The following is a 15,877-nucleotide window of genomic DNA, read 5'->3' as shown; positions in this document are numbered from 1 at the left end:
ATAAGGCGACGGACGCCCTGATATGAGCGTCCGTGAAGATGAGATTAACTAGCGGGAAAGACTAAAGACAGAAGCTGCTTGTACCATACTTGAGATCTGCTGTTGCAGGTGATCGGTGGCCGAATGTGACTGACTTGCCAGTGCAGTATTCTGATGTGTGAGCTCATCGATGCGGTTTACCGCTTCATTAATTTGATCCAGTCCCTGAGATTGCTCCTGCGTTGCGAGGCTGATCTCATTCATCAAATTGGTGACGTGCTGAACCTGCAGCAGAATATTGCTCATGGATTTATGCGTGTGTGAAACCTGCTGTTCGCCGGTACGAATACTATTCAGCGTTTCATCAATAATGGTCGAGATATCGCTGGAAGAGGAGGCGCTGCGCTGCGCCAACGAACGCACTTCACTGGCGACCACCGCAAAGCTCTTACCCTGTTCTCCGGCATGGGCAGCTTCAACAGCCGCGTTCACGGCCAGAATATTGGTCTGGAACGCGAGATTATCCATCACGCTGACGATATCCGTAATCCGTTCGCTGGAACGGGTGATCGTCTCCATCGTATCAGAGACCTGACTGACAGCCTGCTCACCAGAGTTCACCGCCTGATTCACATCCTGCGTATAGAGTGAGGCCTGAAGCGAGGCTTCCGCATTACTTTTTATTGTTGCAGTAAGCTGTTCCACGGAGGCGGCGGTTTGTTGCAGGCTCTCTTCCGTTTCCTCGCAGCACTGTGCCAACGTATGGTTGCCTTGCGCGATTTCATTACAGGCGTTTTTCAGCTCGCTCAGATTGGTGTTCACATCGTCCACAAAGGTGCGGAAATTCATACCGGACTGGTTTACCGCGCGCATTAACATGCCAATTTCATCCACGCGATTAAGCTGCGTCAGGTTGTCCGCCTGTCCGGCAGCGGAACGCATGGCCTGAGCCAGAATTTGCTCAATAGGACGGGCAACATGGTGCACCAGAAGCTCGCCACTGACAAAACAACAGGCGATGAGCAGTGGAAAGAGTACGGAGGCCAATGCCGTTCCCGCCAGCAGAGAATAGGCGGCGATGAGCGGAATCAGGCTAAAGAGTAGAAAATAGCTGCGGATGCGCCAGCGTAATGGCATGGTTTTAAAAAGACTCAGGATGCGCAATGGCCCGGTATAAATAAGCAGGCCATGATGGAAGGTGCGATATTTCAGTTTACCTTCGTTTGCACTGGCATAGAGTCCCTCAGCCTGACGAATCTCTTCGGGTGAGGCGGCGGTCCGCACAGACATATAACCGGCAATTTCACCGCCTTTTCTCAGCGGCGTGGTGCTGGATTTTACCCAGTAATGGTCGCCATTTTTGCACCGATTTTTCACAATCCCCGTCCAGATATTGCCCGCGCGCAGCGTTTTCCACATATCCGCGAAGGCGGCTGGTGGCATATCCGGGTGTCGGATAAGATTATGGGGCTGCCCCATCAGCTCATCAGTGGTATAGCCGCTGACATCAATAAAATCTTTGTTTGCGTAGGTAATATGGCTTTCTGGCGTGGTGACCGACATGAGTCTGGTTTTTTCAGAAAGAGGGAGCTGGCGGTCGGTTACAGGGGTGTTATTACGCATAAAGCAGTCCTTGATATGCTGTGTCCGAATACTGATTTAACATGAGGCATACCCACGACAATGAATCAGCGGATAGCGGTAATGGTTCAGGTTGCTCATTGCTTTTTTTAAGGCGGTCGGGCAGAAGGAGATAATCCTGATATCCACCCGTAAACGCTTTGTTCATGATGAGATAACGTGATTCATTATAAAATATAACCTCAATTAAACATTTTACCACGAAAGGGTAATGAGTACGTATGCACAATAGTAGTAAATGTGAGTTGAATAGGATTGTTTGTTAACAAAAAGAGCGATTTATGAATGAATAATCGGCGGAGTCATACAGGATGAATTTTTACCGCTATTGAACAGGATGCTTAACTCGCGCTAATGATTAAAAAACGTGCACTTTCAATTGCTTTCCTGTTCGCCGTATTGCTGTTTCTTTCCTGGCGAACACTGTCGCAGTGGCTACCGCACCTTGCCAACATCTGGCTCCCGACGGAGATGTCTTTGACCGTGGATGGGACACCTGGCTGGCAGGGCGGTGGGCTGCATAGCGCGGGATTCCGTCTTACGGCCGGGGAGTGCACGCTCGTTGACGTACGGAATATGACGCTGCGTTGGCATAGCTGGCGATGGCATGTCGATATTGATGCCGTGACGTTAAACAGCGACTGCTTGCAGCATGTGCCCGCAAGCAGCAGCACCGAGCCAGCGATGCTGCTGGCGCAATGGCAGCAGCGATTGCCTGCTGCCGATATTCAGGTGAAGACGTTTACGCTACAGCCTTGGCAGGATTATGCCGGGCAGGTGCGACTCAGCAGCGACGGCAAGCGGCAACAAACGCTGGATTATCAGGGCGATCAACTGGCGTTTAAGGCAGAACTGAACGATAAGCGTCTGACCTTGCATGAGAGCATGCTCGCAACGCCGGCGGGGTTCGTTCGCCTGCAAGTCAGTGGTGAAATGGAACTGGCCGATACGCTGGATGCTGCACCGGTGCAGGGGCGGCTCACCGGAAAACTGGATTCAGGGCAAACGCCGGATCCGCTTTCGCTCCTGCTGGACTGGCATCATCAAGCGGGTGAGCTGGCACTGAATGCGGCGAATGATGATACGCCACTGATATCGCTGCCGTGGCAACTGACGGATGAGATTATTCAGGTGACTAACGGCGTCTGGCGTTGGCCTTATGCCGATCAGCCACTCTCAGGGCAGGTTGCCATAACATTACAGCACTGGCGACAAGGGCTGGATGCCACCACGATTAACGCGCGCTTGAATATGCTGACGCAAGGGCATAATGGCAAGGCGAACGCCGTGCTGGTGTTGGGGCCGGGCAACATCGGCCTGCTCAACAGCGAATTGCGCTTTCAGCTTACCGGGCAGGCGAACTTACCCGCGCTCTCCCTGACGGCGACGCTCCCGGGGGTATTGCAGGGCTCGATTCTCAATCCCGAACTCGCACTTTTACCGGGGGCACTGCTGCGTGCCTGGGGAAAGCCTGCGCCGCAAATTTATCTTGAAGAAGCACGCTGGCCGCTGGCGGGTGTCCGAGTCAGTACGGCGGGCGTGAATGGACGACTACAGGCGATTGTGAAGGCACGGGAAGAATATTGGGGGCGCTTTAGCCTGCACCTTGACGGTCAGGCACAGGATTTCTGGCCGGATCAAGGGCAGTGGCAATGGCGTTATTGGGGCAACGGTCATCTGCCACCGCTCAAAGGGCAGTGGGATGTGGCCGGTCGAGGCCAGTGGCAGGATACTCTGATTGAAGTCAGCCAACTGTCGAGCGGCTTGGATCAGTTGGGCTACGGCATTGTGACGGTGCACCAGCCCCGGCTGACCATTACTGAGCCGATCCGTTGGCAGCGAGCCTGTTCCGGTGAACATTTTCAAGGCGCGCTGCAACTGGCCTCCGAACGGGCACACTTCAGCAACGGGGGCTACTTGCCGCCTTCGTTGCTAACGCTGGCGATGCAGGGGCATAGCCCAGATGATTTCCAACTACAGGGGCAGCTACAGGCTGAAGATATCGGGCCGGTCAGGCTGCGTGGCCGCTGGGATGGTGAACGACTGCGTGGTGGCGCGTGGTGGCCGACACAGCCGCTTAAGGTGTTTCAGCCTCTGCTTTCCCCGCTGTTGAAAATGAACATTCGCGCCGGACAGTTTTACGCGCAGGCGGCATTTTCCGCTGCACGTAAAGAAGGATTCAGCGCGGGCGGACATTGGGTCGTGAAAAATGGCGGACTGTGGCTACAGGATGGTGAAGTTAGCGGCGTCAGCTTTGTCCTGCCTTACCGTTTGAAAGATCAGCGCTGGCAGTTGGGCGTCAAGCAGCCTGTCGCGCTACGAATTGACGTGTTGGATAACCTGTTTCGGATGAGCAATATCCGCGTCGATCTCCAGGGTTTTTACCCGTACAGTGAACGACAGCCGCTGGTTATGTCTCAGGCCGACATGGACGTATTAGATGGGCATATTGGGCTGTCCACGCTGCGTTGGCCACAGCGAGAACCCGCGCTATTCACCGTGAAGAGCGTGGATCTCAGCGAGCTAATGACGGTGCTGAAGCAAAAGCAGTTTGCCCTGTCTGGGCGCGTGAGCGGCACGCTTCCGCTGAATTTTAATCACCCGACCACGCTGATTGAAGGCGGACGAATTACCAATGATGGTTTCCTGACGCTGCGGTTGGATAACCAACTGGCCGATGAGCTAGCGAGTAAAAATCTGGCAGGTGGGGCGGCGATTGGCTGGCTGCGCTATCTGGAGATTGGGCGTTCCTATGCCACGCTTGACCTGACTAATCAGGGCGAACTGACATTGACGTCGCAGGTGCAGGGGAAAAACCCGCAGCTCAGCGCGAAACGTCAGGTGATTCTTAACTATCGCCATCAGGAGAATATCTTCCAGCTATGGCGCAGCTTGCGTTTTGGCGATAACTTGCGGGATACGCTGGAGCAGCAGGCCAATGAATAAATTCAAGGTAGAACAATGAACAAGTGCGAGACATTGCTGGTGGTAGGTTGCACGGTCACTTTCCTGACGGGGTGTGTGCCGCGTATCGAAGTGGCTGCGCCCAAAGAGCCGATCACCATCAATATGAACGTGAAGATCGAGCATGAGATTCACATCAAGGCGGATAAAGAGGCGACGCAACTGCTGGAAAGATCGGATAATGCGGCTGGCGATGAGATAAAGAAAAGCGCGCCGGAAGGCGCGCAATAGTCAAGCCAAGTAAACCAATGGCAAGGTCGGTAATGATGAATCTTTATGCGGTAACTAACTGGGACAGCTGAGTTTTCGCCGTTTCGGTGGCTTTCTGTGCCACATCTGGGCCGTAGCCATAACCTTCTGCAAACACGAACTCAAGGTCAGTCAGACCGAGGAAGCCCAGGAATACACGCAGGTACGGTTCCAGCAGATCGGTTGGTGTGCCTTTATGGATGCCACCACGGCTGGTTAATACGATAGCGCGTTTACCTTTCACCAAACCTTCTGGACCCTGTTCGGTGTAGCGGAACGTTACGCCCGCGCGCGCCACCAGGTCGAAGTAGTTCTTCAACTGGGTCGGAATGTTGAAGTTATACATTGGTGCAGCGATCACGATAACGTCATGTGCTTGCAGTTCGGCGATCAGCTCGTCGGACAGTTTCAGGGCTTCCTGTTGACGAGGAGTCAGGGCGGCATCGGAAGGACGCAGCGCGCCAACTAATTCGCCATCAAGAACCGGAATCGGTTGAGCGGCAAGGTCGCGGACGGTGATACTGTCGTTTGGATGTGCAGACTGCCACTCGGCGGTGAAGTGGTCGGCCAGTTGGTTTGACTGAGAATAACCTGCCAGAATGCTTGATTTCAGAACCAATACTTTGCTCATTGCCAATTCCTTTAGTGATTGAAGTGGGCGACAACATAACGCCCTTTGATGCGTCACATCTTATGCGGTGCTCTGGAAAGTGAAAAGTGCAAATATTCGAGGTCTTTATTCGATTTTTTTGAATAAGACGATGTTTGACTAAGACCGGGCCGGGGCGATTAGAGCCGTCTATGACAATGTGCTACTATCCACGGCTTAAAAATTCAGTACCTTAAAATCAGGTTAGGCTCCATTGAGCCAGATTCGGCGGCGAGCATCGCCCCGGCAGAGACAAGAATTAGAGAAAACGATTAAGGAAGAGCAACGTGAAATCACCTCTCAGTGCATTATCTACGCAGTTAAGTGAGCTAATGCTTCGCGATCGGCAACGCCTGCGCCGCCGTTTACAGGGCGCGGCGAAGGTCAACAGCCCGCAGGCTCAGGCGGCGATCGCTCAGGAAATTGAGGGGGAAATCGCCGCCGCGCGCCAGAAAGTCGAAAACCGACGGGCAAGCTGTCCGGCGATTCACTATCCTGAACAGCTTCCTGTTAGCCAGAAAAAAGACGAGATACTGGAGGCGCTGCGTCATCATCAGGTGATTATCGTCGCCGGTGAGACGGGATCGGGTAAGACCACGCAGCTACCGAAAATCTGCCTCGAACTGGGGCGCGGGGTGCACGGCCTGATCGGCCACACGCAGCCGCGTCGTTTGGCAGCCAGAACCGTTGCTGACCGCATTGCTGCCGAACTGGAAACGCCGCTGGGTGGCAGCGTAGGTTATAAAGTCCGGTTTAACGATCAGGTCGGTGACAATACGCTGGTCAAATTGATGACCGACGGTATTCTGCTGGCTGAAATTCAACAGGATCGCCTGTTGATGCAGTACGACACGCTGATTATCGATGAGGCGCACGAACGCAGCCTGAATATCGATTTCATCATGGGCTATTTGCGCCAGCTGCTGCCAAAGCGTCCTGACTTAAAAGTGATTATTACGTCGGCCACCATCGATCCGCAGCGCTTCTCTCGCCACTTTAATAACGCGCCGATCATTGAAGTGTCCGGCCGGACCTACCCGGTCGATGTGCGGTATCGCCCCGTGGTGGAAGACGCTGATGACAGCGAACGCGATCAGCTACAGGCGATTTTTGATGCGGTCGATGAACTGACGCGCGAAGGGCCGGGGGATATTCTGGTCTTCATGAGCGGTGAACGTGAAATTCGCGATACGGCAGAGGCGTTGACCCGTCTGGACTTGCCGCATACCGAGATCCTCCCGCTGTACGCGCGCCTGTCGAATCAGGAACAGAACCGCGTCTTTCAGTCACATCACGGCCGCCGCATTGTGTTGGCGACCAACGTGGCGGAAACCTCGCTCACCGTGCCGGGGATTCGCTATGTGATCGACCCCGGTACCGCGCGCATCAGCCGCTACAGTTTCCGCACCAAGGTACAGCGTCTGCCGATTGAACCCGTCTCGCAGGCGTCGGCGAATCAGCGTAAAGGACGCTGTGGCCGTGTCGCCGCTGGGGTGTGTATCCGTCTCTATTCTGAACAGGATTTCCTGTCGCGGCCTGAATTTACCGATCCCGAAATTCTTCGCACCAATCTGGCTTCCGTTATTCTGCAAATGACGTCGTTGGGGCTAGGCGATATCGCCGCGTTCCCGTTTGTTGAAGCGCCGGATAAGCGCAATATTCAGGACGGCGTGCGGTTGCTGGAAGAGTTAGGCGCGATTAATCTGGCCGAGAACGGGCATTATCGCCTGACGCCGCAGGGGCAACAGCTGGCGCAATTGCCGATCGATCCGCGTTTGGCGCGAATGGTGCTGGAAGCGCGTAAAACCGGCTGTGTGCGTGAAGTGATGATCATCACCGCTGCGCTGTCGATTCAGGATCCACGCGAAAGGCCGATGGATAAGAAGCAGGCATCGGATGAGAAACACCGTCGTTTTGCCGATAAAGACTCCGATTTTCTGGCTTTCGTCAATCTGTGGGATTACCTGCGTGACCAGCAAAAGGCGCTGTCTTCCAGCCAGTTCCGCCGCCAATGCCGCACGGATTTCCTTAACTATCTGCGCGTGCGTGAATGGCAGGATATCTACACGCAGCTGCGTCAGGTGGTGAAAGAATTGGGGCTGCCGGTCAACAGTGAACCGGCCGATTACCTGAGTATTCACTGCGCGCTGCTCACCGGCTTGTTGTCGCATGTCGGGCAGAAAGATATTGAAAAACAGGAGTTCAGCGGCGCGCGTAACGCACGGTTTGCGATTTTCCCAGGTTCTGGGCTATTCAAAAAGCCGCCTAAGTGGACGATGGTCGCTGAACTGGTGGAAACCAGCCGCCTGTGGGGACGCATTGCCGCGCGTATTGAACCCGAATGGATCGAGCCGCTAGCTCAGCATCTGATTAAGCGGAGCTACAGCGATCCTCACTGGGAGAAAGCGCAGGGCACGGTGATGGCGCAGGAGAAGGTGACGCTATTCGGGCTGCCGATTGTCGCGGCGCGCAAGGTGAACTACAGCCAAATCGATCCGACGCTGGCGCGTGAGATGTTCATCCGCCACGCGCTGGTGGAAGGTGACTGGCAAACGCATCACGCCTTTTTCCGTGCCAACCTCAAACTGTTGGCGGAAGTGGAAGATCTCGAGCATAAATCGCGCCGCCGCGACATTCTGGTGGATGACGAGACGCTGTTTGCTTTCTACGATCAGCGCTTGCCGCACGATGTGGTGTCGTCACGTCATTTTGATACATGGTGGAAAGCCGCCAGCCGGGATAATGCTGACCTGCTTAATTTTGAAAAGAGCATGTTGATTAAAGACGGCGCGGAAAAGGTGAGCGCGCTGGACTACCCGAACTTCTGGCATCAAGGCAGCCTGAAATTACGCTTGTCCTATCAGTTTGAACCGGGTGCAGATGCGGATGGCGTCACGGTACATATTCCGCTGCCTATTCTCAATCAGGTGCGTGAAGAGGGCTTTGAGTGGCAGATTCCCGGTGTGCGCCGCGAACTGACGATCGCGCTGATTAAGTCATTGCCTAAGCCGTTACGTCGTAACTTTGTTCCCGCGCCGAACTATGCCGAAGCGTTTCTGGCCCGTACTACGCCATTAGAGAAAGGACTCTTAGATGCGCTGGAACGTGAGTTGAGGCTGATGACGGGCGTCACGGTACCGCGTGAGGCGTGGCAGTGGGATCAGGTGCCCGATCATCTGAAAATCACATTCCGCGTTATCGATGAGAAGAATCGGACGCAGCGCGAAGGCAAAGACCTGAATGCGTTGAAAGATCAGCTTAAGGATAAAGTGCAGCAAACGCTGTCATCCGTAGTGGATGACGGGCTGGAGCAGCGCGGCCTGCACGTCTGGAGCTTTGGTTCGCTGCCGGACTGTTATGAGCAGAAGCGGGGCGGCTACTCGGTCAAAGCCTATCCTGCATTGGTGGATGAAAAGGATAGCGTGGCGATTCGCCTGTTCGACACACCGCATCAGCAGCAGCAGGTCATGCGGCAAGGGCTGCGCCGTCTGTTACTGCTAAACATTCCGTCGCCGATCAAATATCTGCATGAAAAACTGCCGAACAAGGCGAAACTTGGCCTCTATTTCAACCCGTACGGAAAGGTGTTGGATCTCATCGATGACTGCATCGCTTGCGCAGTGGATAAGCTGATTGAATCATCCGGTGGTCCCGTCTGGCAGGAAGAGGCCTTCCAGCAACTGCATGAAAAAGTGCGTGCGGAGCTGAATGATACGGTGGTTGATATCGCCAAGCAGGTTGAGCAAATCCTGACGGCGGTCTTCACCATTAACAAGCGTCTAAAAGGGCGTGTAGATATGGCGATGGCGCTGGCGTTAAGTGATATCAAGAGCCAGATGAACGGTCTGGTGTTTCGCGGTTTTGTGACCGAAAACGGCTGGCAGCGCCTGCCGGACGTGCTGCGCTATTTGCACGCGATAGAGCGCCGTTTGGAGAAACTGGCGCAGGATGTTCACCGCGATCGGGCGCAGATGCTGAGAGTGGAGCAGGTTCAACAGACCTGGCAGCAGTGGTGGAATAAGCTGCCTGCGGAACGACGTGACGACGACGACGTGAAAGCGGTGCGCTGGATGCTTGAAGAACTGCGCGTCAGCTACTTTGCCCAGCAGCTAGGGACGCCATTTCCGATTTCGGATAAGCGCGTCTTGCAGGCGATGGAGCAGGTTGAAGGGTAATATCGCTCGTATAACATCAGGTCGGTGGCGTGTGCTGCCGACCGCTTGCTGTCATCGATTTGTTTTAGGGATTTGAGGTTCACTCGTGTAAAAAATCACGTTAAGCAATTAACTATCTGAAAAAATTAGTTTTATGGGAGGAGATCCCAACGAAATGAGAACTTATGCTAAGCGCATTTCTCGAACATATTTGGAGATAATAAAGGAAGACCGATTTTGTTTACTCTTTTAATTGATGCCAGTATCGCCTATAGGCAGCACATTCTGCTGAACGGTCAAAAGCAGCAATGAATGCGTTGATTTAATCGGACAGGGGATAATGGCAATTTCGGTTTAGGCATAAAGGCCTTATCTGTGATAGAATACCCTCCGTGAGAAATTAATGATGAAATCAGAAGACACCCTCGATTGGTACCCTGCTCAATTGCCTCCAGTGAAAATCATCCTTGGTGAAGCCGTGCTGGCTGTTGGCAAACAGGGCAGAGCGATTAACACCCGGACGCTGCTTGAATATCTGCAGGTGATGCAGGAAAAGCAAAAAAGAAGAGATAATAAAGTTGCGATGCAGACCGCAATTGATGTGCTCAGAGACAATCAACGTATTAACGGCAGACTTTAATTGGTTTCAGGATCAGCAATGCGAAAATTTACTCTAGCCCCTTTTTCCAGTCACTTACAGTGACTGGTTGCAATGAGATAAAGACTCTCGCTATAGTATAGCGCTAATGGCCGACGGTTTAATACTGCGTTCAAGTATACTGAGAATGTCGCTATCTATATTTTCATCAAATTTTCTGGCAAACAGATTATTACTGTTTATTAGCATCTCTGAATCATCCGTCAGAAAATCACGAGGGCGCAATTTAATATCACTTGACTCAATCCAGTCAATTTCTCTTTTGTCATCGTAATTTATCCTCGGTTTAAATGTGGTATTCATCAATACCGTCTGAAAGAAACCTTCATCCGCAATTAATGTATTACGGTAAAATTCTTTAAAAACCTCCAATTCTGGACTATAAGTAATAAATTCGCAAAAATCCTTACTTAGTATCATCCACTGATTACCTATATATGGTGTAACCCCTTTTAAAAATTCTCTTTTCGATGTAGTAGATATTACTAACTCACCATTTACTTCCTCTACATAATCTTTTATTCTATGCATAGTTTCAGGTCTGATAAAGTTTTGATTGACTACTTTTATAAATTCGCAGCAGTCAAATGAACTAAGATATTCCATTATAAAATCCTGATTTTTTAATGGGAAATCTTGACCGCTTAAATTTATAAAGTAATCCCATGTTGCGCCGCTGGTTACAAGTTTTTCAATACCACGCAACTGGGCATCTACCAAACTGTACCCACCCCATATTGCTTCTTTGCTTTCTAATACTGAAGCATTTTTATAATCACGCAAAAACAAAGATATTTCATCAAAAAGTTTTTTTCCTGCACGTTTATCCACATGTATCACATAATGATTCTTTTTATGATAGATCGATTTGAATAACCGTTTGAATTGGTTTGGATAGCGGTGGATCAAAATAAAATATGCAATCATATTAAACGACCTAAGAATTTCAACTCAAAACACTTATAAAAATGCACCTAAAATATTAGTGCGTGAGAGTGAAATTCATTAAATTAAAATATTATTAACTATAAATAATGCGTAATAGTTACTCTTGGTTAATGGAATTAACCACTTCCTATATTCATTTCATTATCAGATAGTTAATTGTCATTTTTTACACCTCAGTTAAATCTGTGATAGTGAAAATGATATAAATCATTACTAATCTTCTTCACCTCGAAAATAATATCCACAGTGAGGGCAAAGCATCGTTATATTTTTTCTTAATTTATGCATGCTCTGTTGAGCTATACGAGAACATTTAGGACATGTGACATCTACTGATTTGTCACGAAACATCTTAAAGCTATCAAAGATAGACATATCTTTTATCCAGCAGAGACGTTGAATTCCAGTGTACTCTTAAATTTTTCAGATAGCTCATTTTTGTTCTATTTAAGTCTCTTTAGGCGAAAATATCGATGATGAGGATTACCGACGCCGGATACTCACTCAGCTCAATTGGGGAGAAGGACGTCATGCTGTGGCTCGGACTATTTGCTACGGACAACGTAGTGAGATCAGAAAACTCCTGAGGAGGAGCAACTTGAAAGATTATCGCCGCTGATGCATAGCCGTATAAATATGCTGGGCATTATACGTTTTCGTTACCGGAAGATACTTAAAAGGGCGAACTAAGATCATTGAATGTCAATAAAAAAACAATGAATTAACCTCTTAGCGTGGTTTTTACATCATTGAACCTCGAACCCCTTTTAACGATGATGCTATTGAGATGACACACGTGATACGTGGTCATGCAACCAGGTGGTGAACGCATCTGGAGGGATAGGTCGGGAAAAATAGTAACCCTGAACCTCATCACAGCCAAAACTGGCCAGATAGTCGAGTGTTTCCTTATTTTCCACCCCTTCCGCGAGCACAATGTAATTCAGTTTGTGCAGCATGCTGATAATCGATTCCACAATGACGCGGCTTTTGTGGTCAGTTTTTATATCTTTAATCAGCGATTTATCCAGCTTTATCACGGTAGAGGGAATATTGCGTAGATAGCTCAAATTGCTATATCCCGTGCCGAAATCATCGAGGGCGATAGTAAACCCAAGCTGTTGCAGCGTTTGGATAGTGGCGAGTGTTTCTGTGCTTTCGATGATTTCCTGTGTCTCTACACATTCGATGTCAATGTCCTGAGGGGTAAGGCCGTGGTTCTCCAGAATGGTGATAAGGCGCGGAATGAAGTCATTCTCGGAAAAATTTCTGGCAGAAACGTTAATAGACACCGGAAAGTTCAACCCCTCCTGACGCCACTGCTTCACCTGACATGCCGCTTCTCGGGTGACCCAGTCCGTTAACGGGCGCATTAGCGTCGTCCCTTCCGCTAGCGGGATAAACTGGTCGGGATAAATTTCACCTAATTCGGGATGATGCCAGCGAATCAGCGCTTCGGCACCAATAACGGTGTTGGTTTTGATGCTTAATTTCGGCTGATAAACCAAGTAGAGACCAGGCTTATTGTTCTGTAGCACGTCAGCCAGCTCATTGAGCAAGGTAAAGGCGAGTTGCTGCGCCTTATCGGCTTCATGGTTATAAGCAAATTGGCGGATATTTTTGGTGATGGCGGCGCGCAGTGCGCTCATCGATTCACGCAGGATCCGTTGCGGCTCTTTGGCCGGGATCTGAAATTCGGTATAGCCAACGAAAAGCTCAAGTTTGAGTGGGATATGGCTGGTGATACTTTCATGAATTCGTTCGGCACAGGCGTCAAGTTCCGCCAGAACCTGCTCTTTCTTGTCGGCTTTCACCAGCAAGGCGAAACGCCCAACGGCGGCACAGTAAATGTTGTCTGGTGAATTTAAACTGAGACGCAGGAAGACACCGATATCTTTCAACAGGCCTTCTACGGTCGGCATACCCAGCGCACATCCCATTTCATAAGCATAAGAAATGTCGATGGTATCAATCAGAATAAGCAGGTAACTCTCATGAATGTCGGTAATGTGGCTGATGTCATCAATCAGGCGTTGGCGGTTGGGTAGCAGCGTTACCGCATCAATCAGCCCAATGGCATTGCGGTATTCCATTAACACCATCGCAATCGCGGCTAAATCATGCAGTAGACGTAGTTGAATCTTACTGAACATACGTGGAACATAATCGATGACGCAGAGCGTACCGATAGAGTAACCCTCTTTGGTTTTAAGCGGTACGCCAGCGTAAAAACGGATAAACGGTTTGCCCGTTACGTAAGGACTATCGTTAAAACGCTCGTCCTGAATGGCATCGGGGCAGACAAAGGACTGACCCGTTTGTACGGTAAAATGGTCGAATGAACCAATTTTGTCCATATCATCCAGAGGAAAATGGTTTTTCGCTTTAACATGCAGAGATTTGGATCCGGTTAGCGTCACGAGTGCTGTAGGGGTTTCGAGCAGTTGGCAGGCCATTTTCGTGAGCTTATGGAGAATATCATCTTGAGATATATCGGTTTTTTTTAGTTCGTCGAGAGTCTGCATGCGTTTTTTTTCGTCATGGCTCAGATGTTTTAACATGTAGACTCTTCCTTTCCGCAATAATAATCGCGACAACATCAATTTAATTTAACGGCGACACAATAACATAGAGGCTAAAAATTGAGGTAACTTATTATACCACCGTTATCTTTCCCTTAAGCCACTGACTTTTTTGTCTTAAGCCGTGTTTTTGGTTTTCAATGCGTTGCATGAATTTATGATGTTCCCCATTAGCTGTGAGAAAAGATAATCGATTCAGCTGAGAAAATGCTCTGCAAATAAATTGGAATCTAATTATAAAAACGGCATCTTCCATAAGATGAAAATAAAATCCTGATAATTGGCACCTCCACGTAGGGTGCCAATATGGATAATCAACCTATATCTCTGATAAGAATAGAACAGATATTTTTTTATACCATGAAGTGGGTGGGAAGTGGTTAGCGTCAGGCGAACCCTGAACAACGGTGTCCGCCTGACGGTGGGGCTTTTGTGTAGTGGGCGTTAGCGTTGTGTTGGTGAGCTTGGCGTTGGCGAGCTTTGTTTTGCCAATGTTTCCAACTGCTGACGAATGGCAGTAACGGAAACGGCGCGATTATCGGCCTGGCCGCGTTCACTGGCATCGGGAGCGGAGCTTTGAATGCCCATGAGTACCCAACCTGTGGCTGAATTCAGCATTAGCGGAGAGCCGCTATCGCCAGGTAGCGTGTCGCACTGGTGTGCCATAACGGCGGAGTGAACCCAGCCGGTGATCAAGCAGTTTTGATGGCGATAAAGCGCCTCCTGATGATCCTCTGGGTAACCGGCTTGAGTGACGCGCTGGGCGTTGTCCTTCAAAGCCTGCATCAATTCCTGACGACTGCCTTGCCAGAGTGGAAGTGGGCGGATTCCGGGCGGCGTTTGCTTTAACCGAATCAGGGCGTAATCCAACGGTGCTGCGGAAGGAGGAACAATCCATCCCTCGCCGTCGGCTTTCAGTTTTTTTGCGAGCGTTTTATTCGCCAGCGCTTCAATTTCTGTCGTTTCATAACGCCAGCCGTTTTCTGTTGCCAGAAAGCGCAGCGCGACGGGGTTATCTATCTCGCCCTTCGGTGGCGCAACCACGCAATGCCCGGCTGTCAGTGCCAGATGTGGGGAAATCAGCGTTGCGGTACAGAGGTTGCCGCTGGCGGTTTCCAACTGCCCAATCGCTTGCCACGGCCAGACCGCTGTATCAGGAACGATATCCCGATCGTCATGATTGAAAAATAAGATTTGTTGCTGCTTCTGCGCGGTGGTGTCTGTTGGTGAGGATTTTGCCCAACTGAGCGGAGCGATAAATAATAATGAACATAACAACCAGGCTGGTATGCGCATGTTGTGAATAAGCCTTATGATAAAAGTCATCTTGAGGTGCTAAATATAGCGCGTTGAATTAACTATAGATGTATTTGTTGGTGAGGGACTTGATTTTGACGGTCAATACAGTCTGATACAAAAACTCTGCTGATTAAAGAAAAAAACTCAGGGTGATAACGCCACAGAGTAGAACAAGAGATAACATAATCTCAAATGAATAACGCCGTATCATTCTCCTGTCCCTCTATGAAATAAATACCCAGTAGGCCGGGTGTTTGATGGTTGTGTCCTATCGCGGTAAGTCCTTTAGCGCCGTTGCTTACTCCAAGTCACGCCTTCCCAGTGGGGAAGGCGTGTACGATTGTCGATTATGCTGCTGGCGTGGTGGTAGCTGGTTTTGCAGTTTTCGCTTTTTTCACGTGTTTCTTGGCAGCTTGCGCTTTCTGTACAGGGGCTGGTTTAGCTTTCTTCACGTGTTTTTTAGCAGCCTGTGCTTTCTGCGCAGGAGCGGGTTTAGCTTTCTTCACCGATTTTTTATGGTGAACGACTTTAGCCGGAGCAGAAGGTTGCATTGGTGCGTTGGTTACGGTATCCGCGGCAAACGCTACAGAGGACAGACCCAGTGCAGCACCTGCGATCATAACTAATACTTTATTCATCATCATTTCCTCATTGTCTCATTCACGTTTCGTAGCCCTCAGTTGGGCTGGTAGAGAGAGAATAGGAGAAACAGAGGGCGGCTTCAGTGAGTGATTGGTTTCGGCGTGTAACCTAA

10 protein-coding genes and 1 pseudogene are annotated in these 15,877 nt (G+C 50.2%); 5 read left to right on the top strand and 6 right to left on the bottom strand.

What is annotated here, in order from left to right; all coding sequences use genetic code 11:
• Positions 1 to 48 precede the first annotated feature (48 nt).
• Positions 49 to 1,602, bottom strand: coding sequence for a PAS domain-containing protein (locus tag JFY74_10965; protein QQG26674.1), 1,554 nt, complete (start codon positions 1,600 to 1,602; stop codon positions 49 to 51).
• Positions 1,603 to 1,974: 372 nt separating this feature from the next.
• Here JFY74_10965 and JFY74_10960 point away from each other — a divergent pair, with 372 nt between their 5' ends.
• The gene (locus JFY74_10960; GenBank protein ID QQG26673.1) at positions 1,975 to 4,566 is read left to right on the top strand and encodes a YdbH family protein; all 2,592 of its coding nucleotides are present in this window, start codon (positions 1,975 to 1,977) and stop codon (positions 4,564 to 4,566) included.
• A 15-nt stretch (positions 4,567 to 4,581) separates the two neighbouring features.
• On the top strand, positions 4,582 to 4,815 hold the full coding sequence (locus JFY74_10955) for a YnbE family lipoprotein (protein ID QQG26672.1): 234 nt from the start codon (positions 4,582 to 4,584) through the stop codon (positions 4,813 to 4,815).
• Between the two features lie 43 nt (positions 4,816 to 4,858).
• On the opposite strand, the gene JFY74_10950 is transcribed toward JFY74_10955, so the two are convergent.
• Positions 4,859 to 5,464, bottom strand: coding sequence for an FMN-dependent NADH-azoreductase (locus JFY74_10950; GenBank protein ID QQG26671.1), 606 nt, complete (start codon positions 5,462 to 5,464; stop codon positions 4,859 to 4,861).
• A 305-nt stretch (positions 5,465 to 5,769) separates the two neighbouring features.
• Between JFY74_10950 and hrpA the strand changes: the two genes are divergently transcribed.
• Positions 5,770 to 9,657 (top strand): ATP-dependent RNA helicase HrpA, encoded by a 3,888-nt coding sequence (hrpA, locus tag JFY74_10945; protein ID QQG26670.1) that lies wholly within the window; start codon positions 5,770 to 5,772, stop codon positions 9,655 to 9,657.
• Positions 9,658 to 10,042: 385 nt separating this feature from the next.
• Complete coding sequence (locus JFY74_10940; GenBank protein QQG30518.1) at positions 10,043 to 10,276, top strand: hypothetical protein; 234 nt, start codon at positions 10,043 to 10,045, stop codon at positions 10,274 to 10,276.
• A gap of 90 nt (positions 10,277 to 10,366) precedes the next feature.
• Here the strand turns inward: JFY74_10940 and JFY74_10935 are convergent, their stop codons facing one another.
• Complete coding sequence (locus tag JFY74_10935; protein ID QQG26669.1) at positions 10,367 to 11,221, bottom strand: glycosyl transferase; 855 nt, start codon at positions 11,219 to 11,221, stop codon at positions 10,367 to 10,369.
• Positions 11,222 to 11,711: 490 nt separating this feature from the next.
• Here JFY74_10935 and JFY74_10930 point away from each other — a divergent pair.
• Positions 11,712 to 11,919 (top strand): annotated as a pseudogene (locus JFY74_10930) (Tn3 family transposase).
• Between the two features lie 102 nt (positions 11,920 to 12,021).
• Here JFY74_10930 and JFY74_10925 read toward each other — a convergent pair.
• From JFY74_10925 to asr, 3 genes are all read right to left on the bottom strand, one after another.
• The gene (locus tag JFY74_10925) at positions 12,022 to 13,803 is read right to left on the bottom strand and encodes a sensor domain-containing phosphodiesterase (protein ID QQG26668.1); all 1,782 of its coding nucleotides are present in this window, start codon (positions 13,801 to 13,803) and stop codon (positions 12,022 to 12,024) included.
• A gap of 465 nt (positions 13,804 to 14,268) precedes the next feature.
• Positions 14,269 to 15,120, bottom strand: a complete 852-nt coding sequence (locus tag JFY74_10920; GenBank protein QQG26667.1) for a serine protease — start codon at positions 15,118 to 15,120, stop codon at positions 14,269 to 14,271.
• Positions 15,121 to 15,470: 350 nt separating this feature from the next.
• Positions 15,471 to 15,761 carry an acid resistance repetitive basic protein Asr gene (gene asr, locus JFY74_10915; GenBank protein ID QQG30517.1) on the bottom strand — a complete coding sequence of 97 codons (291 nt, stop codon included), beginning with the start codon at positions 15,759 to 15,761 and terminating at the stop codon, positions 15,471 to 15,473.
• Between the last annotated feature and the right edge of the window lie 116 nt (positions 15,762 to 15,877).

It is taken from the genome of Pectobacterium carotovorum, from assembly GCA_016415585.1.
GTDB classification, from domain to species: Bacteria; Pseudomonadota; Gammaproteobacteria; order Enterobacterales; family Enterobacteriaceae; genus Pectobacterium; species Pectobacterium carotovorum_K.
The sequence above is the reverse complement of the archived record's forward strand: the minus strand, read 5'-3'. Positions and strand labels throughout refer to the sequence as shown.